Source organism: Robiginitalea rubriflava (assembly GCF_052540725.1).
Genome location: NZ_CP199309.1, coordinates 1,612,593 through 1,631,438, shown reverse-complemented (window position 1 = coordinate 1,631,438; position 18,846 = coordinate 1,612,593). Strand labels below are relative to the sequence as shown.

Annotated in this window: 19 protein-coding genes; 7 read left to right on the top strand and 12 right to left on the bottom strand. The window is 46.3% G+C overall.

What is annotated here, in order from left to right:
- Positions 1-15: 15 nt before the first annotated feature.
- The 4 genes from gldD to mutY are packed head-to-tail and all read right to left on the bottom strand — an operon-like array spanning position 16 to position 3,470.
- A complete protein-coding gene (gldD, locus tag ACT6NU_RS07445) occupies positions 16-576 on the bottom strand; it encodes a gliding motility lipoprotein GldD (protein ID WP_445381045.1) in 561 nt (186 codons plus the stop codon).
- On the bottom strand, positions 566-1,894 hold the full coding sequence (locus ACT6NU_RS07440; protein ID WP_445381044.1) for a gliding motility-associated protein GldE: 1,329 nt from the start codon (positions 1,892-1,894) through the stop codon (positions 566-568). The genes gldD and ACT6NU_RS07440 overlap by 11 nt, the downstream gene beginning before the upstream one ends.
- A 19-nt stretch (positions 1,895-1,913) precedes the next feature.
- Positions 1,914-2,381 (bottom strand): single-stranded DNA-binding protein, encoded by a 468-nt coding sequence (locus tag ACT6NU_RS07435; protein WP_445381043.1) that lies wholly within the window; start codon positions 2,379-2,381, stop codon positions 1,914-1,916.
- 15 nt (positions 2,382-2,396) lie between these two features.
- The gene (mutY, locus tag ACT6NU_RS07430) at positions 2,397-3,470 is read right to left on the bottom strand and encodes an A/G-specific adenine glycosylase (protein ID WP_445381042.1); all 1,074 of its coding nucleotides are present in this window, start codon (positions 3,468-3,470) and stop codon (positions 2,397-2,399) included.
- Positions 3,471-3,571: 101 nt separating this feature from the next.
- Here mutY and ACT6NU_RS07425 point away from each other — a divergent pair, with 101 nt between their 5' ends.
- From ACT6NU_RS07425 to ACT6NU_RS07410, 4 genes are all read left to right on the top strand, one after another.
- Positions 3,572-3,862 (top strand): HU family DNA-binding protein, encoded by a 291-nt coding sequence (locus ACT6NU_RS07425; protein ID WP_088339771.1) that lies wholly within the window; start codon positions 3,572-3,574, stop codon positions 3,860-3,862.
- A gap of 253 nt (positions 3,863-4,115) precedes the next feature.
- Complete coding sequence (locus tag ACT6NU_RS07420; RefSeq protein ID WP_445381041.1) at positions 4,116-5,666, top strand: Rne/Rng family ribonuclease; 1,551 nt, start codon at positions 4,116-4,118, stop codon at positions 5,664-5,666.
- Between the two features lie 103 nt (positions 5,667-5,769).
- Positions 5,770-8,220, top strand: coding sequence for an amylo-alpha-1,6-glucosidase (locus ACT6NU_RS07415; RefSeq protein WP_445381040.1), 2,451 nt, complete (start codon positions 5,770-5,772; stop codon positions 8,218-8,220).
- Positions 8,217-8,693: a regulatory protein RecX gene (locus ACT6NU_RS07410; RefSeq protein ID WP_445381039.1), complete on the top strand. Its 477-nt coding sequence runs from the start codon at positions 8,217-8,219 to the stop codon at positions 8,691-8,693. The genes ACT6NU_RS07415 and ACT6NU_RS07410 overlap by 4 nt, the downstream gene beginning before the upstream one ends.
- A gap of 10 nt (positions 8,694-8,703) precedes the next feature.
- On the opposite strand, the gene ACT6NU_RS07405 is transcribed toward ACT6NU_RS07410, so the two are convergent.
- The 3 genes from ACT6NU_RS07405 to ACT6NU_RS07395 form a co-directional block, all read right to left on the bottom strand.
- Positions 8,704-9,573, bottom strand: coding sequence for a cupin-like domain-containing protein (locus tag ACT6NU_RS07405; protein WP_445381038.1), 870 nt, complete (start codon positions 9,571-9,573; stop codon positions 8,704-8,706).
- Between the two features lie 64 nt (positions 9,574-9,637).
- Positions 9,638-10,729 carry a biotin synthase BioB gene (bioB, locus tag ACT6NU_RS07400; RefSeq protein ID WP_445381037.1) on the bottom strand — a complete coding sequence of 364 codons (1,092 nt, stop codon included), beginning with the start codon at positions 10,727-10,729 and terminating at the stop codon, positions 9,638-9,640.
- A 136-nt stretch (positions 10,730-10,865) separates the two neighbouring features.
- Positions 10,866-12,014 (bottom strand): beta-ketoacyl synthase N-terminal-like domain-containing protein, encoded by a 1,149-nt coding sequence (locus tag ACT6NU_RS07395; protein ID WP_445381036.1) that lies wholly within the window; start codon positions 12,012-12,014, stop codon positions 10,866-10,868.
- 126 nt (positions 12,015-12,140) lie between these two features.
- Here ACT6NU_RS07395 and ACT6NU_RS07390 point away from each other — a divergent pair, with 126 nt between their 5' ends.
- Positions 12,141-12,893, top strand: coding sequence for a glycosyltransferase (locus ACT6NU_RS07390; protein ID WP_445381035.1), 753 nt, complete (start codon positions 12,141-12,143; stop codon positions 12,891-12,893).
- A gap of 1 nt (position 12,894) precedes the next feature.
- On the opposite strand, the gene bioA is transcribed toward ACT6NU_RS07390, so the two are convergent.
- Positions 12,895-14,163: an adenosylmethionine--8-amino-7-oxononanoate transaminase gene (gene bioA, locus ACT6NU_RS07385; protein WP_445381034.1), complete on the bottom strand. Its 1,269-nt coding sequence runs from the start codon at positions 14,161-14,163 to the stop codon at positions 12,895-12,897.
- A 66-nt stretch (positions 14,164-14,229) separates the two neighbouring features.
- Here bioA and ACT6NU_RS07380 point away from each other — a divergent pair, with 66 nt between their 5' ends.
- Positions 14,230-15,720: an ArnT family glycosyltransferase gene (locus ACT6NU_RS07380; RefSeq protein ID WP_445381033.1), complete on the top strand. Its 1,491-nt coding sequence runs from the start codon at positions 14,230-14,232 to the stop codon at positions 15,718-15,720.
- A gap of 10 nt (positions 15,721-15,730) precedes the next feature.
- On the opposite strand, the gene bioD is transcribed toward ACT6NU_RS07380, so the two are convergent.
- Genes bioD through ACT6NU_RS07365 form a run of 3 tightly spaced genes read right to left on the bottom strand, consistent with a single transcriptional unit; the run spans position 15,731 to position 17,866 of the window.
- Positions 15,731-16,357: a dethiobiotin synthase gene (gene bioD, locus ACT6NU_RS07375; protein WP_445381032.1), complete on the bottom strand. Its 627-nt coding sequence runs from the start codon at positions 16,355-16,357 to the stop codon at positions 15,731-15,733.
- On the bottom strand, positions 16,354-16,740 hold the full coding sequence (locus ACT6NU_RS07370) for a putative signal transducing protein (RefSeq protein WP_445381031.1): 387 nt from the start codon (positions 16,738-16,740) through the stop codon (positions 16,354-16,356). Before ACT6NU_RS07370 ends, bioD begins: the two co-directional genes overlap by 4 nt.
- Entirely contained in the window at positions 16,733-17,866 is a 1,134-nt protein-coding gene (locus ACT6NU_RS07365; protein ID WP_445381030.1) for an aminotransferase class I/II-fold pyridoxal phosphate-dependent enzyme, read from the bottom strand. The genes ACT6NU_RS07370 and ACT6NU_RS07365 overlap by 8 nt, the downstream gene beginning before the upstream one ends.
- Before the next feature lie 96 nt (positions 17,867-17,962).
- Here ACT6NU_RS07365 and ACT6NU_RS07360 point away from each other — a divergent pair, with 96 nt between their 5' ends.
- Positions 17,963-18,490 (top strand): GNAT family N-acetyltransferase, encoded by a 528-nt coding sequence (locus tag ACT6NU_RS07360; protein ID WP_445381029.1) that lies wholly within the window; start codon positions 17,963-17,965, stop codon positions 18,488-18,490.
- Positions 18,491-18,542: 52 nt separating this feature from the next.
- Here ACT6NU_RS07360 and ACT6NU_RS07355 read toward each other — a convergent pair whose 3' ends face one another.
- Positions 18,543-18,821, bottom strand: a complete 279-nt coding sequence (locus ACT6NU_RS07355; protein WP_445381028.1) for a F0F1 ATP synthase subunit epsilon — start codon at positions 18,819-18,821, stop codon at positions 18,543-18,545.
- Positions 18,822-18,846 lie beyond the last annotated feature (25 nt).

The following is an 18,846-nucleotide window of genomic DNA, read 5'->3' as shown; positions in this document are numbered from 1 at the left end:
AGCTAATTTATACGATCATTCAGCCTTCCAGCTCAGGCTTTCCATTATTCTCCGAATGTCCCGCTGTAAGTAAACAGCGGCCGGATATATAGAATCGTAATTGGGTTTCGCATAAAAATACAGGGAACCTGTTACAAAATGGGAGGTGCTGTCTGTTACGTAAAACTGGGACTGGGAAGCGGCATCGCCCTTCACTTCATAAAACATTCCATACACCTTTCCTTCAGGATTGATATAGGGTTGTTCCAGGATATTATCTGCCTTCACCACGTGTTCATAAGACAACTTCTGCGCATCGGACAAGAGCTCGGTGATATTTCCTTCAACCGGCTTGTAGGTAAGGTAGATGGAACCTTTCATTTCGGGATAATCCAGTACTAAATTGCAGTCTCCATCTGTCTTTTGGGATGCCAGTTGATTGAACTCAAATTTATAAGGGCAATTGGCTGAATATAATTTGTAGGCGCCTTGCGGATACTCCAGCTGGAGCATGGCCTTTGGCTTGGGAAGCGTTTCATCCTTGCACCCGACTGCAAAAATGGTCAGGAATAAAATCAAGCTGAGTTTATGCATCATGTGGCAGCGTAATTTTGATCTGTTTGATTCGTTTCTTATCGAGGCTTTCCACCTGAAAAGTGTAACTTTCGAATTGGATCTGCTCGCCCCTTTTCGGAAAATCTCCCGATATTTCAAGTATGAATCCGGCAATGGTCTCAGATTCCCCCTTTTGAGCTTCAAACAGTTCCGTATTTTCAATCCGCGCAACCCTGTAGAAATCTTTTAGGTTCGTTTTTCCCTCAAAGACGTAATTAAAATCATCCAATTTAGAAAAAATGAGGTCTTCATCGTCAAACTCATCGCTGATATCCCCTACAATTTCCTCAATCACATCTTCGAGCGTTACAATACCCGATGTTCCGCCAAATTCGTCAACCACTACCGCCAGGTGATTTTTCTTATCCTGAAATTCAAGCAACAGGTCATCCAGTTTTTTATTTTCAGGCACAAAATAAGGCTCACGTATCAGGGATGTCCAGTTAAAGGATTTTCGGTCTATGTAAGGCAGCAGGTCTTTTACGTAGAGTACTCCCAAAACATTGTCCATGTTCTCGGCAAAGACGGGGATACGTGAAAACCCGTTTTTCTTGATCTCCTCAAGGACTTCCGGATATTTCATGGTCTCACTCAGGGCAAAAATGTCGATCCTGGGCCGCATAACCTGTTTGGTATCCGTATTTCCAAAGGAAACAATGCCCTGTAGTATTTTTTGTTCTTCTTTGGTGGTATCCCCTTCCGAGGTCAGTTCCAGGGCCTGAGAAAGATGGTCCACACTCAGGTTGGACTTTTGTTTTCCCAGTCGTTTGTACATCAATATGGTCCCGGCCCGCATAGGCGAACTCAGGGGGGTAAGCAGGATATCCAGCCCCTTGATAATATAGGCCATTTGTGTAGCAAAAATCCTGCGGTTCCGATTGGCGTAAATTTTTGGAAGGATTTCCCCGAACAACAGGATAAGGAAGGTTGCAAGTACTACCTCCATAAGGAAACGACCGGGCAGAAAACCAAAATAAATTTGGTCAATCCCTGCAAAAATGCTGTCCCCAATATTGTTGAGCAGCAGTACAATTCCGATATTGATTGCGTTGTTGGCTATAAGGATGGTTGCCAATAGCTTTTTGGGCCGCTCCAGCAAACGGATAATCAGCTGTCCCTTGTTGCTGCCGCTTTCATCAATTTCGTTTAACTCGGTCTGAGAAAGCCCGAAAAAGGCGACTTCTGCCCCTGAAATCATGGCCGAACAGCCGAGCAGTATTATTAACAGGATAAACTTTGGGATTAAAAAGGTATCCAGGGGAATCCCTAAAATAATCTGGCTAATGGGCTCGGGGTCCAACAGTTTCTAATTAGGTTTTCTAGAATGGTAAATCATCTTCCTCCTCCTGTGCGGCTTCCACAGATGGAGCCTTTGTGGCTGCAGCAGGTTTTGCCTGCGAGGGTTGTTGCCGTGAGGGCGCATTCATATTCTGTGCCTCCGAGCTGTCTTTATTGGTGCTTAAAAAGGTGAAGTCCGTTACCTGTATTTCAGTAGTATACCTGGTGTTTCCGTCTTCACCCTGCCACTGCCGGGTCTTTAACCGGCCTTCAACATATATCTTATCGCCTTTGCTCAGGTATTTCTCACAGATTTCAGCTGCCTTATTGCGCACAACAATATTGTGCCATTCTGTATTGGTAACTTTTTCACCAGTCTGCCGGTTGGTATAGGTTTCATTCGTTGCTATTGGAAATCTCCCAATGCAGTTGCCCCCGTCAAAATAATGCATTTTAACCTCATCCCCCAGATGCCCGATCAGCATCACTTTATTCAATGTTCCGCTCATAATTCCTTTATTGGATCAAAAGTACGAATTTTTAACCGTTTCCATAAAGTTAGAAATGAGAACAGGCACAGGAAATTCTCCCATTTTTTCGATAGGAACAGATTCTCCTGGCAATTCCCTGAGACGGCAAATCCAGAAGGTGGTATATAAATGCTGGTGCGACAATTTATGGATCAGGGGGGCCTCATTAATCTGAATCAATTCGCCCTTGGTCAAAAGGTCCATATCCTTTTCTCCGGCCATTTCGGTTATTAATTTTTGATGATTTAACACCTGCTTGGATTCCAGCAGTGGAAACTCATATAGGCCCTGCCAGATTCCGCTGCCTGAGCGACGAATTAGTTTGGTCCGAAAGCTTTGATCCACCGGCATGATGTAATTAAAAAATCGCTTGCGAACAGCCGTTTTACCTTGTTTTACCGGTAATTCTCCCACACGTTTCTTTAAACGGGCACCACAGCTGGCAGACAGGGGGCAATTATTGCAATCGGGGTTTGTCGGCACACATTGTAAAGCGCCAAATTCCATAATCCCCTGATTGTACAGGGCAATCTGCTTTGCATCCATTACCTCCTGAGCCAGATTGTCAAAATAACGCTTGCCCTCCGGACGGTCAATAGGCAGGTCTACATCAAAATACCTGCTCAGAACCCTGTAAACGTTGCCATCTACAACGGCCCGGGGTAAATTGAAACATATGGAGCCAATGGCAGCAGCGGTGTAAGGACCCACTCCTTTCAGTGACAACAGGCCTTCATAGGTCTCCGGAAAACGGCCGTTTAACTCATCAGAAATATACCTGGCCGTGGCATGCAGGTTTCTGGCCCGGGAATAGTAACCCAGGCCCTGCCATAGCTTTAAAACCTCCTCCTCTGAGGCTTTTGCAAGATCTCCTATTTCAGGGAAGGCCTTTAAAAACTTCAGGTAATAGGGAGTCCCCTGTATCACCCGGGTTTGCTGCAAAATAATCTCGGAAAGCCAGACGGCATATGGATCGGTGGTATTGCGCCAGGGTAATTCCCTCTTATGTGCACGGTACCAAGTTAAAATGTGTTCCGAAAAAGTCATGCTGCTAATTCTCGGCCGCAAAACTAACTGTTTTAAGCACTTAAAATTAATTTACCGGGCGAAAGATTGAATAATATTTATATATTTGCAACCCTGAAAACCTACGACAATAAATATTAAAAATGACTAAAGCGGATATCGTATCTAAGATCTCAGAAAAACTGGGAATGGAAAAAGGAGATGTACAGGCAACCGTAGAAAGCTTTATGGAAGAAGTAAAGGCATCTCTGGAAAATGGTGATAATGTCTATTTAAGAGGATTTGGTAGTTTTATTATCAAAACCCGGGCTGAAAAAACGGGAAGGAATATTTCCAAAAACACAACCATTAAAATCCCAGCTCACAACATTCCGGCATTCAAGCCTGCAAAAGTATTTGTAGAAGGAGTTAAGAGCAATGTGCAAGTTAAATAGTAACTGTTAAAATATAGCTATGCCGAGTGGTAAGAAAAGAAAAAGACATAAGGTAGCGACTCACAAGCGAAAAAAGCGAAGGAGAGCTAACCGCCACAAGAAAAAGTAGTTTTAAAAAACTACTTTTTCATTTTAAAACGTTCTTTGACATAGAAATTCTGAAAAGAGTTTCGACGGGTTAACAAATCAACCTGTAATTACATATTGTTTAATCTTTCCATTTTCGATTGAAAATGGAACTAAATCAAATCAGGTGAATAGAGAATTAATCGTAAGATCTAATTCCAATTCTGTTGATTTTGCCTTACTTAAAGATGGAAAACTAATTGAGCTTCATCAGGACGAGGACGACCATAATTTCAATGTTGGGGATGTTCTGATCGCAAAGGTCAGAAAGCCCGTAACAGGTCTGAACGCCGCATTTGTGAATGTGGGGTATGAAAAAGATGCCTTTCTGCATTACCACGACCTGGGGCCACAGCTCAAAAGCATGCTGAAATTCATTAAAATGGTCAGCACCGGGAAGCTAAGAGATTACTCCCTGAAAAATTTTCCATTAGAAAAAGATATCGATAAAAACGGTAGCATCAAAGATGTTATCAAGCCGAATCAATCGTTACTTGTACAGATTGTGAAGGAGCCTATTTCTACCAAAGGCCCCAGGATCAGTTCAGAACTATCGATTGCAGGGCGCTTTTTGGTAATGGTCCCTTTTTCTGACCGGGTTTCTATTTCACAGAAAATCGAGAGTAAAGAGGAAAAAGACCGGCTTAAAAGATTAGTCCAGAGTATCAAACCCAAAGGTTTTGGGGTGATTATCAGGACGGTTGCTGAAGGCAAAAAAGTAGCAGAATTAGACAAAGATCTTCAAAATCTGATGTCCAAATGGATATCGATGTGCAAGAAATTATATAAAGCCCCCACACCTTCCAAGGTGTTAGTGGAGTTAAACAGGGCCTCTTCAATTTTAAGGGATGTGTTTAACGATACTTTTACCGGGATACATGTGGATGACGAAACGCTTTATAACCAGATCAAGGATTATCTTCACGAGATAGCCCCTGAGAAGGAATCCATAGTTAAGCTGTATAGCTCTGCTGTCCCCATTTTTGAAAAGTACGGGATAGAGCGGCAGATTAAAACTTCTTTCGGAAGGACAGCTTCTATGAGTAAAGGTGCTTATCTGATTATTGAACATACAGAAGCCCTGCACGTTATAGACGTGAACAGCGGAAACCGTTCAAACAAAGCAAAAAATCAGGAAGACACTGCCCTGGAAGTAAACCTGCTGGCAGCCACCGAAATTGCTAGGCAATTGCGCCTTAGAGATATGGGTGGGATCATTGTGATTGACTTTATTGATATGGTCAAATCCGATCACCGCAGGAAACTCTTCAACCATCTTCGGGATGAGATGAAGGATGACCGGGCAAAGCATAAAATTTTACCTCCGAGTAAATTCGGACTCATACAGATCACGCGACAGCGGGTAAGGCCAGAGGTCAATATTAAAACCACTGAAGCGAACCCCAGTGCAAGCGGGGAGGAAGTTGAAGCGCCTATTGTGTTAGTAGAGAAAATAGGGGTAGATCTCGAAAGGATTTTAAAGTCCAAAAACCGGGATAAGCCGATTATTTTAAACACGCATCCCTTTATCGCAGCCTTCCTTACCAAAGGATTCCCATCTATTCGTTCCAAATGGTTTCTGGAACACAAAAAATGGGTCAAAATCCAACCAAGAGACGCTTACACGTATCTGGAATACCGATTTACTGATAAGGAAGGAAAAACTTTTGAAGTCTAAAAAACAGCCGCTTAAATTAAGCGGCTGTTTTTTTTTGCCCTGAACTGAACGGATAAAAACTCAGGCTGTATTCCTATCTTTAAGGCGCCTTAACCTTCGGATAATGAAAATGCGCCTCCTTCCTCTTCTGGGCTTGTCAAGTATTATAATTTGTTCCTGCGCGACCCGCGAAACGGCCGCCCCAATTTCCTTTGCCAACCTACTGAGTGAAAGCCCGTCTATAACAGGAAAAGAATCCTATCTGCCAAGCCCCTACGTTACGGCTGGAGACCGGGTATATATGGTCGGGCATCAGGATGGCAGCTTCCCGGATCTGGGCTGGCACATCAAAGGGGAAATGGGCGGTATCTGGGACCATCCCATTAAATTAATGGATGGATTTGAAGTCTCTCTGGAAATAAACAATACTACCCTCCCATTGAAGCGGGCCAGTCGTTTTACGAATTTCCCCATGGCCAATCTTATTAGCTATGATCTGGATTCCATAAACCTAAAAATAGATCGTTGGCAATTTGTCCCGGATGGGAAAGAAGGCCTCCTCCTGGAGTTTGTTATTAAAAACACGGGGGCTGAGCCTGTTCCGCTGAAATTTATCTTTACAGGGCGAACAGATTTGCGACCCACCTGGCTGGGGGAGCGCACAGGCATGGTGGATGGGAGGGACCTGATTTATAATGACGAGGCCCTAAACGCCTGGGTTGCCAAAGACTCGCTTAACCCCTGGTATGTAATCTATGGGGCAGATCGGGTTCCGGGGATTTCCCGAGAGGGGCGTGATCGAATAATGTACCAGTATGTCGGAAAGCCTCTGGATCCTGAGGAGTACATGGGCAGGCGAGCCGGATATTTTTACGTTTTGGAAGTCCCCGCCAAAGGCGCGACCAACATCCGTTTTGCCATCGCCGGATCCTACCAATCCGAAACAGAAGCCCGTCAGACGTATTCAGAGCTCCTTCAAAACGGGGATTCCCTGCTTGCACAAAAGAGGGATCGCTACAAGCGTTTGGCCTCCATGTCGCACCTGAACACACCCGATTCGGCGCTTAATCAAACCTTTGAATGGTTGAAATACAACTCGGACTGGCTCATTCAGACCGTGCCCGAGATCGGGACCGGGATTGTTGCCGGGATTCCGGATTACCCCTGGTGGTTTGGGGTAGACAGTGAATATGCCCTGAAGGGCTATATGGCTATTGGGCGGTCAGAAATTGTGGAAAAAACCATCCACCTGCTGGACAGTGTTTCAAATGCGGTAAACGGGAATGGCCGGATACTGCATGAAATGTCTACAAATGGTGCTGTATTCAATCCGGGGAACATCAATGAAACGCCCCAATTTGCCTCCCTGGTTTGGGATATCTATCGCTGGAACGGAGATGTTGCGTTTCTCAAAAAATATTATGGAACCATTACCAAAGGGCTCAATTGGCTTATGGAAGCAAAAGATCAGAATGGCAATGGTTTTCCGGATGGCTTCGGGATGATGGAAATCCATGGCCTTGACAGCGAAATGATCGATGTGGCCAGTTATACACAGGCTGCATTTGCTGATGCATCCTCCATAGCGAAAGTCCTTGGAGACATTGATAAGGCAGAAGCTTATGCCAGGGCGGCAGACCGTTTAAAGGCGAAAATAAACCAGGAATTCTGGTCCGAAGACTTTAATTCCTTTGCGGATTTTATCGGTACTGACCAGCAGGCTTTGCATTTGATAGCAGATGCCATTGTACGTGCAGACACCCTTAACAAACCCTGGGCCGTGGCCGAACTGGAAGCCACCAGAAAAAATGTTCTGCAAAATCAGGACGGCCGCTTAAAGCCCTTTGTACTCCACCATAACTGGGTGGTAAACACCCCGATGGAAATGGGGATAGCAGACCCGGATAAAGCCCTGAAGGCCCTGGAAACCGCCCGCAATTTTGTGAACCCTTTCGGGATGTTTGTGACCGGGATCGACAGGGATGCTTCGGCCGGAACGGATGAGGGCTCCTTTAAAGGCAGCAAAGTCTTTTCCTACACCGGGGCCGTAATGACCCTGCCAACCGGGGTACAAGCCATAGCCGAAAACAATTATGGCAGGCCCGACAGGGCACTAGATTACCTGCAACGCATGTGCCGGAGTTTCAGTTATGCCCTCCCGGGGAGCATGTATGAGGTGTCTCCGGATTACGGGATGATCGCCCAGGCATGGAATATATACAGTTTTGCGATACCCGTTGTTGAACAGTTCTTTGGAATTGACCCCATGGCGGCTGAAAAAAGGATTCGGATCAGCCCGCTGATGCCCTCAGCATGGAAGGAAGCAAGCCTGGAAAACGTCAGGATCGCCGGAAATTCCATTTCCGTTTATTATAAACTCCAAAAAGATGGACGCGTACACCTGAAGGTAACGCAATCTGATATTGACTGGACCCTTGAGGTATCGGTTGAAACCCAGGCAGCAGAATCCATTGAAATCATTTCCGGTAAACTGCAAACAGATGAGCAGGGGGAGGTACGCATTATAAGCCAGGATGGGGAATTGGAATTTAAAGTCAGTAAGCTAAGCAGGTGAACCGATTCGGCAATAAATCCTATACCCTTGAAGAAGCCACCCGCAGACTGGAGCGGTACTGCGCGTATCAGGAGCGCTGCCATCAGGAAGTGGTGCAAAAATTAAAGGAACTCGGCATGATCCCTAAAGCCATAGATAAGATTGTTGTACACCTGATCGGAGAAGGGTTTTTAAACGAACATCGCTTTGCAATGGCCTTTACCCGGGGGAAATTCAATCAGAAAAACTGGGGAAGGGATCGCATTGAGCGGGAATTACAGCTAAGGGACATCAGCCCCTATCTTATAGCGAAAGCCCTTCAGGAAATTCCGGAAAAGACCTATTTGCTGGCCTTTGAAGAACTTGCCTCCAAAAAACTCAAGAGCCTCAGGGGTAAACCAAAGGAGGAACAAAAACGCAAGCTTTTTAATTTTTTGCTTTACCGGGGCTGGGAAAAGGACCTGATTTACGACCGCCTGAGAAAAATAAAGTAAAGGCTGCTAATCATTTCACGGCTTTCTGCAGTTGCTGGTGCGTTCGCTCAATCGCCTGCTGGTTTTTCCAGTCAATCCACTGCTGCCCCTTTAATTTTCGCATCAGGTTATCGTAATACCGCATGATAAAAACATTGTAAAGCGCTTTGCTTAGGTTTCTCGGATTCCGGGCCAGGGCCCTGAGGCTCATTGAAAAGCCCGGGCTGAGATAGCGCATATAATGCCAATACCCTTCCGGCATATATAAAGTTTCGCCATGAGACAACTGGGTTTTATAGCCCCTGGCATGTTCAAGTGCGGGCCATCGACTGAAGTCCGGCCCTGAAAAATCTATGCTCTCATGGGTAATAAGCGAGTGCGGTACCTTATAGAGAAATCTGTTCTCGGATTGTGAAAACAAAATGCACTCCTTTTTTCCTTCAAAATGAAAGTGGAAAATATTGGCCAGGTCTATATCGTAGTGCATAAACGTATAAGAGTCCTCCCCGCCAAAAAATAACATGGGCAGGCTCCTGAGCAATCGAAGGCCAAAATCCGGGTATTCAAAATCATCCTGTAGTTGCGGGACCTCTTTTAAAATATTCCAGAGAAAGATCCGGTATTTGGTAGGTTCTGTCCGCAGCAAGTCTATATATTCAGACATCTTCATGCGCGCGTGCGGCTCATTAAACCCTTCTCTGGAATCTACCGGACGATTATCGTAAAGAGGGACAACCAACTCCCCGGCAATTTCCTTCATATATTCAAGGTTCCACTTGGAGTGGGCCGGCCAGGTCTCGGTAGCTTTCTCAATAACCACCGGTTGCTGGGGGCGGAAAAAATCATTGAGAAATGCCTCCCGGCTAATGGTTTTTACTCTGGGGACTTCCTGAAGGTACACGGGTCAAAATATTAATACAGCTATTCGATACTGAATAAAAGGCAGGATTTTGAGCGGTTATACATTACTGTTTTTTGCCTTTCGCCCTGGCCATTTCATTTCGCTCAATAAGGTGACCAGGTCTGCTCCATCTGGGTTTTTCCCCCAGAGGATTCAATTTGGACTCTGTTGCTTCCACAGTTGCCGGTTGGGGTTTCTTAACAAAAGCCTGCTGTGGTTTGAGGCCCAGCAATTCGAATAATTTCATATCCTCATTCACATCCGGGTTGGGCGTAGTCAGCAGTTTATCCCCGGCGAAAATGGAGTTAGCTCCCGCCAGAAAGCAAAGGGCCTGCCCTTCCTGGCTCATCTGGGTACGACCTGCAGATAAGCGCACCTGGGTTTCAGGCATTACAATGCGGGTGGTGGCCACCATGCGGACCATTTCCCATATAGAAACCGGTTCCATATCTTCCATGGGAGTTCCGGGAACAGCCACCAGGGCATTAATGGGAACAGATTCGGGCTGTGGGTTCAGGGTACTGAGGGCCACCAGCATCCCGGCTCTGTCGGACAGGTTTTCCCCCATGCCGATAATCCCGCCGCTGCAAACGGTTACATTGGTTTTCCGAACATTGCCAATGGTCTCCAGACGATCTTCAAAAGCCCGTGTGGAAATCACATCTTTATAGTAATCCTCGGAGGTGTCCAGGTTATGGTTATAGGCATATAAGCCGGCTTCAGCCAGTCGCTCGGCCTGGTTTTCCGTTATCATCCCCAGGGTACAGCAAACCTCCATATCGAGCTTGTTGATGGTCCGCACCATTTCCAGGACCTGATCGAATTCAGGCCCGTCCTTCACATTTCGCCAGGCGGCACCCATGCACACCCTCGAACTTCCTGAAGCCTTGGCGCGCAGTGCCTGGGCCTTTACCTGCCCTACTGACATCAGGTCGTTACCTTCTATATCCGTATGATAACGGGCAGCTTGCGGGCAATACCCGCAATCTTCAGGACAGCCCCCTGTTTTAATGGAGAGCAGGGTGGAAACCTGAACAGTGTTAGGGTCGTGATGTATTCTGTGGACCCCTGCTGCCTCAAACAACAACTCCATCATCGGTTTGTTGTAAATCTCAATAATCTCCTCCCGGGTCCAGTTATGTCTGATCTCTGCCATATGTAATATTTAATAAGCCCCTGCCAGATATTCAGCTGCTGAATATGCACAGGCAGAACTTATGATCTCAAAAATAGCGGATTGCTCCTAAATGGACAACAATCCCGCTCCTGAGCTTAAAGATAGTTTTTTCAACTCAGCTTTTTGACAACAGGACACTTACGGCATTCCCCCCAAAACCCACTGCATTTACCAGAATGTAATTCAGCTTCTCAAGAGGCTTAGCTGCGGTTGTAAAGGGAGTTCCGAAAATTTGTTGCTCGCGCAGCATACAGACGGCCATCTCTAAGCTTAACATCCCGGAGGCCCCGAAAGTATGTCCAATTTTCCATTTATTACCGGTAAGGGTAGGGAGCTGGCTTCCGAAAACCCCTTTAATGGCTTGAAATTCTGACTGGTCCCCTTTCAGGGTTCCGGGAGCATGCATCACCACAACATCTATGGCTTCTTTGGGTACATCCCCAATAGCCATTTCCATAGAACGCCCCAGGCAATTTCCTTCTGCGGACAGGGAGGCCGGATGCGAAAGTATCTCTGTTGCATATCCTATCCCACAGATATAAGCCAGGGCATCTTCGCTAAGTCCGGCCTCCAGGCAGGCAATGGCAGCCCCTTCTCCCAGGACCATGGTATTCGTGGTTTTATTCGGGTCCAGAGCCCTGCATGGATAGGGCTCACCCAATGGGCTGTAAATTTTCAAAGCCCTTATCTGGGCCAGGGTGAAATCCGTAAGCGCCGCTTCACTCCCCCCAACAACAAATTTGTCGGCCATGCCGGACTCGAGCCAGGCAACCGCATTGAGGACCGCGTGTAGTGCAGTTGAACAGGTAATGCTGTGGGAGATATCCGGGCCGCTGGTTTGCAGGTCCTGCGCTACCCATGAAGCGATATTTCCCAAGGTGGTGCTGGGAGAGGCGAGGGTTGAACTACTCCCGCTGCGCAGGTACTCACTATGATACTTTTCAAAAAGGTTTGTGGCCCCCCGGGAAGAACCGATATTAATACCTGTATTCTTTCCCTTAGTCCAGGCGGCCTGTTCCATAGCCTTGCGTGCTGCCCAAATAGCGAATAAAACCGTTTCATCAAGCCGGGCATAGTTCGGGTTCTGATTCCGCAATCCTAAAACCGATGACCTCAGGTTTTGAGGTATTCTTCCCACCCAAACCTCAGAATCGCCATTTTTTACCTTTCTGAGAAAATGTGAAGGGTTCGCGTAGGCTTCAAGGATGCCTGCTGAATCCCCCAATGCCGAAATGGAATACAGCGAACGAATGGATATCTTCATCAAAGCGCGTTTTCCAGACAAAACTAACCCTTTTCAAATTCTTTAGGCCGTCCGGAAAATGCGAACCCCCAAAAAGAGTATTTTTGTGCTGTAAATACGTCTGCCCCCTATTAAGGAACCCTGTTCATGATCGAAAAAAAACTGGCAATAGTTGTTCCCTGTTACAATGAATCCAAACGGTTACCGGTAGGGGAATTTAAACGCTTCCTCAAAGACTATCCACAGGCGGTTGTTTGTTTTGTCAACGATGCTTCAACCGATAATACAGCTGAGGTCTTAAAAAACCTTCAAGCCGAATTCGAAGGACAGCTCAGCATACTGGAACATGCTGAAAACAAAGGGAAAGCAGAGGCCGTTAGAACAGGAGTGCGCTACTGCCAGCAGCAGAAAATAGCACCGGCCCTGGCCTACCTGGATGCGGACCTGGCCACCTCTCTGGAGGAGTGTTATTCATATTTGTCCTATCTGGAAAACAAAGATTTTGTATTTGCCTCCCGTATTTTAAAAGTGGGTTCGGTGGTGGAAAGGAAATACAGTCGTTTCCTGGTTGGCAGGGTGATTGCCACTGCAATTTCCAATGCTTTACAGATAAAGGTATACGATACACAATGCGGATGTAAGGTCTTTAAATCGACCCTGGCCTCCTTGCTTTTTGAAAAGCCCTTTGTCTCTACCTGGCTCTTTGATGTTGAACTATTCAGCAGGTTACTGGTTCATTTTGGCCCGGAAAAAGGCCTGCAAAGGATGGAAGAGATTCCCGTTAAACGCTGGGTAGACCGCGGAGCTTCCAAGGTGAAAATATCGTATTTCTTCAGATTGTGGCGGGATCTGTATCTAATACGAAAATTGCACCGCAAGGGTTTAAAAGCCTCAGGCTAGTTCAGATCCACTCAAAAACCGCTTCTATAGACTCGTAAATCTCGTTTAATTCCTTACGGGTGATGATATAAGGAGGCAGGATATAAATAGTATTTCCCAGTGGCCTCAGAAAGATTCCCCTATCCATAAAGTGCCGGAATAAAGTATCGCGCATGTTGCCATACCTGGAAAAATCTACATCAAGTTCCATCGCGAAAATAACGCCCCAACAGCGGGCATCCCTGACCTTGGGATGTGATTGTATCCGCCCTTTAAAACGGCGGTGTTCCCCGGCAATCATTTGTATCCCCTCCTGTATTTCCGGACTACCCAGCAACTCTATTCCCGCAAGGGCAGCTGTGCAAGACAAAGGGTTTGCCGTATAGGTATGCCCGTGGAAAAACCCTTTTGCAATCTCATCGCTGTAGAAAGCCTTGTAGATCTCTTCTGTGCAGCTGGTGATCGCCATAGGAAGCAAGCCTGCGGTTAGTGCCTTGGAAAGGCAAATCAGGTCTGGCTGCGTGCTGAGCTGCTCAGATGCAAAATGAGTTCCCGTTTTCCCAAAACCGGTCATGACCTCATCCGCAATCAACAAAACCCCATTTTCTCTGAGGAGGGCCAATATTTTTTCCAGGCCTTTGGGATCCTGAAACTTCATGGCAGCCGCTCCCTGAACCAGGGGTTCATATACAAAGGCTGCAATATCCTCCCGGCCGAGCAGCTCCTCCAATACGTTCAGTATTTCTTCAGGGTTCTCGTTTACGGGAACAGGAATGCGTTCTACATCCAGGCTAAAATCTTCAAATGGCCCGTTGTAAACTGAGAGGCCTGAGACCGACATGGCCCCGAAGGTGTCGCCGTGAAACCCTTCTTCAAATGCCAGTAAGCGTGTTTTCTTTTCGCCGCGGTTAAAATGATATTGCAGGGCCATTTTGATGGCTACTTCTACCGCCGTGGAACCATTGTCCGAAAAAAACAATTTGGATTGATTGGGCGGAAGCAATGACAAAAGTTTCTCGGATAGGGCAACCGCGGGCTCGTGTGTAAATCCGCTGAAGACCACCTGATCCAGTTGCTGCATTTGTTTGGATACCCGCTCTGTTATATACGGATTACAGTGTCCGTACACAGCAGTATACCAAGACGAAATCCCGTCTATATAAGCGGTTCCATCCTCATCGTAAAGGTAAACCCCTTCCGCGCGCCTGATCCCCAGCATTTTTTGGTGGGTTTTATGCTGGGTCAGTGGATGCCAGATATGCAGCCGATCCCGATCGGAAAGATTTTTCAATGCCTCTGTCTTTTCTTGGGTTGATTTTCTATCTTGCAAAGATGGCAAATTAATAGCTTTTTAAAGATGTCTGAACCCCTTAAAAAGACAAGGTCACTATGGATTGACAACCTCAAAAGCAGGACCTTTTTCTGGTACCTGCTGGCGGCTAGTTTTTTGATCCGGTTTCCCTTCTTTTTTCGAGACTATATAGATCGTGACGAGAGCACCTTTATCCTAATGGGCCAGGCCTGGGTAGACGGGTATTTGCCCTATACTGTGTTATGGGATGTTAAACCCCCCCTTACCTTCCTGTTTTATGCCATCAGTATTTTCGTTTTCGGAAAAAGCCTTTTTGTAATCCGCCTGCTGGGAACGCTAATGGTGGCATTTACTTCATTTTTTTCCTATAAAATATGCCTTGGGATCAGTACAAAAAGGGCCGCTGTTTTTTGCGGTTTTGCCTGTGTGATCCTGCAGAGCATGTTCGGCAGCATACAGGGGGTAATGTCCGAACACATCCTGATGTGTTTCTTTATGGCGGCTCTATACCTATTAAGCAGGAAAACAAACACTCTGAATTTGCTAGCGGCAGGGGTCCTTTTAGGGGTATCCCTTATGGTAAAAATCAATATCGCTTTTTCAGTCCTGCTGATCGGTTGTTACCTGTTGTGGTTATTTTATAAGCGCCATGGAATAGCCGGGATGTTTAAAAACATACTCCTGTTATCCGGCCCGGCCCTGTTTGTTGTGATGCTTACAGTACTTCCCTATTACCTGGGCGGGCAGGAAACCTTATGGTGGGATTCCGTGATCCTGGCGCCCCTGGCCTACACCGAAGGCGGACGCAATACCCTTCCGGTCCTTACAGGCTTTGCTGCAGCGATTTTGATTGTTCTTTTATGGGCCCTTCGGAAAAAACACCTGGATATTAAAAGGCCCGAAATCGGGATACTGATTGCGGCCCTGCTGGGAATCCTCTTTTCTTTTATCAAAGGAGGTCGCATCAATAGCCATTACCTGATTATGCTCTATCCTGTTTTCCTGGTTCTTTTGTGTGCAGCAACTGCCCCATTTTTTAAGTCCCTTCAGAAAAAAGCCTTCAGGATAATAATGCTTATATCGCTTTTGCTGCCGATGGAAAGCTATCTGGAATACATACAGGTTGGCCGTAATTATTCAATATACAACACCCCCTATAACGGAGAGGGGTACCGGGTACCTGAATATATTGCGGATAAAAACATCGACACGGAAAACATCTTATTTCTGGGGTATCACATCGGGTACTGGATGCTGGAGGTTTACCCTCCGGTAAAAACCGCCACCCACCCCAGTAATATCTGTAAATCCGAAATGTTTCCTTACTATAATCCGGAGCGCACAACGGCCATGGAAGAAATCCGCTATATCATGGAAGAAATTCGCCCGGCCACGCTGGTAACCCGAACAGGCCGGCTTGTGTTCGATAAAAAGCTGGTCGAGGAAAACGCCTATATCAACAAGCGTATTGAAAATGACTATATCCTGGAAGCAGAAGTGGAAAAGGCCAGTATCTATATTCGAAAGGGGCAGTAGGCATCCCTTCCTAATAAAATCCGGCTGCCTTAAGGGCGGGCCTTAGGGATATTGCGAGTTTTGAAATGGCCTCCTTAGTAAATTCAGGATGTTCATCAACTCTTCCCAATATGCGTACTCCGGACTTTTTTTTTATTATTTCTTCTGTGGTGGGGTGCTCATCTCCGCTGAAAATCAGGCTTACATCCAGGCCTTTTTGCAACAGGCAATCCAGGGTCAGCAAGGTATGGTTTATACTCCCAAGGTAGTGTCGGGAAACCACCACTACCCTGTAGTCCGGTTGTATTAAGTCCAGAATGGTATCCCTGTCATTTAAAGGGACCAGTAAACCCCCGGCCCCTTCAATAATAAGGGTGTTATCCGTTTGCGGAGGATTAATTTGATCCAAGCTTATGGAAACACCATCTATGGCTGCGGCAGCATGCGGACTCATTGGGGTTTTCAGGGCAAAGGCATTTTCGTGTATGCGACTCTTGGGGTTACTGATCAGGTTCCGCACCTTATCGCTGTCTGAATGATGCAGGTCTCCTGCCTGTATGGGTTTCCAGTAATCTGCCTGCAATGCCTCGGTAAGAATGGCTGAAATAATGGTTTTACCCACCTCTGTGGAAATACCGGTTACAAAAATCTTTTTCATCTTTCAGATCGGGTAATCATACCGCAATTCAGGCACCTGTATTTGCGGGCCTCCATAAAGGGAAACAGTTTTTGAAGTAAATTTTTACGCTCCGAATATCGTTCAGACCGGGCAGCTTTGCAATTCGGGCAAATGATAGGGTTACCGTCATTATCCTGGGCATAGGGCCGGAGGGCATCGTATATTTCTTTTGCGCGATGCAGGTCGTTTTCCAGAACCATTACCTTCACACCTCCAATAGCCGAGGCAATAAAGGGTTCGGCCTGCAAGACATTGGCATCTTTCAGAAAGACTTCTATCCCTTCGGATTCCAGTTTAACCCTGAGGATTTCAGCATCTGCCACATAATCAAAGGCCCCAACTATCCGGTAAGCACTATTCATTTTCAGACGTTTTCATAGCTGAGGCCAAGATAGTCAAAACCGCCCTGATTTCCTCGGGAGAATTATAGCTGTGCAGGCAAAACCTCAGGCATTCGAAGCCCCTGGGAACGGTTGGTGAAAGAATAGCCCTTACATCAAAACCCTTGTTCTGTAATACGGAGGCAAGTTCTTTGGTGTGGCCATTTCCGCCAATAATGCAGGTGTGTATAGCGGCAATCCCTTTTAGAAAATACCGGTCGAGCCCAAGTTTTTTTTGTTCGGCCATAAAAACCCGGATATTTTGCTGCAGATGTTCCCTTGCCACCATTCCCTCATATGATTCCAGGAACTGATACGCCTGCAAAATATGTTGTAAGGAATAGGGTGGCAAAGCAGTGGTATATATCAATGACCTGCTGAAATTCAGCAGATATTCCTTAAGTGAAACCGAACCCAAAACAGCCGCCCCATGGCAGCCCATGGCCTTTCCGAAGGTAACGATCCTGGCGAAAACCGAATCATTAAGGCCTGCAGCATCTACCCCGCCCCGGCCCTGTTCACCGAGGATGCCAACGGCATGTGCCTCATCCACAATTAATCGAAAACCATTCTGCTCGCAGTAACTTGCAAATGCCCTCAAGTCCGGGCCATCCCCTTCCATGGAATAGACGGATTCGAGCAGGACGTATACTTCAGAGTCACTTTTACGCCCTTTTTTAAAGACATTTTGAATCCTGGAAACAAGTGATGCCAGGTTGTTATGCGAAAATTTAAAGGCCCTGGCCTTCCCAAGGCTTATCCCGTCCCGTAAACTGGCATGTACGCTTTCATCGTAAAAAATATAATCTGAACGCTGTAAAATTGCAGACAACAAACCCAGGTTCGCGTCGTAACCTGAATTAAATACCAAAGCAGCAGCAGCTCCGTGAAATTCAGCCAATTTTTCCTCCAGGACTTCATATAGCGGATCATTCCCGCTGATAAGACGGGAACCGGTACTCCCGGAATTATGGACAGATTTCCCTTCTTCTAATGAAGGGAGAACCATCCTTGAAAAACCGAGGTAGTCATTGGATGCGAAATCGGTAAGATGCGTTCTGGGCTGCAGCTTCCTCAGAGCTCCCTCCTCTTTTCGCCTATTCAACATGGATGCTAGTTTTTCCGGAAATTCAGACATATGATAAAGGTAGTATATAGGCGGAATTCTGCTAAATTAGATTTACGAATTCCACAGTTACAAATTATGGAGATTGTTTACAGGCCTGCTGAAACCATAGGAGAGCTAAAAGCTATCCTTGAGCTGCAAAAGCTGAATCATTTCTCTGTCTTGTCTGAAGAAGAGCGAGTCGCTGAGGGTTTTGTTACCCTCAGGCATACCTTGCCGCTTCTCCAAAAAATGAAAGCGCTTTGTCCGCAGTTAATGGTCCTGGCAGACCAGAAACTGGCAGGTTACGCACTTTGCCTGCATCCAGACCTATCCGCTTTAATTCCGGGGCTCCAGCCCATGTTTATGCAATTGAAGGGGTTGGATGAGCCAATAAATGATTTCAGGGTTATGGGCCAGATTTGTATCGCTGCCGAATTTCGAAGGAAGGGCCTTTTCAGGGGCCTGTATAATCATTTTAAAAAAATGGTTTCACCTTCAGCCATTGTTACAGAGGTAGCCTGTTCTAATGTGCGTTCCTTAAAAGCCCATCATGCGGTAGGATTCCGGACCTTGGCTGTTCACAAAGAAGCAGATCAAAGCTGGGAAGTGTTATGCTGGAAATAAAAAACCCGCAAATCCACAGACTTACGGGTTTATATATGTTCAGTAAAACGACCTAATCAGCCAGTACGATAACCTTGTTGTTCTTTAATTCGATGGTTCCGCTTTTAATAGCCAGAACAGTCTTTCCATTGCCTTCCTTACGGAACTTATCTTCAAATTCCTCCTCGATCTCAATTTGCCCTGTAATCTTCACTTCGCCTTCCTGCAGCAGGGAAACGACTGGGGCGTGATCCTTGAGCATTTGGAATTCCCCGTTGATTCCCGGTACGGTTACCGAGCTTACTTCGCCGGCAAATAAGGTGGCTTCAGGAGAAACGATTTCTAAATACATAATCTTTAACTATTTGTCACATGGC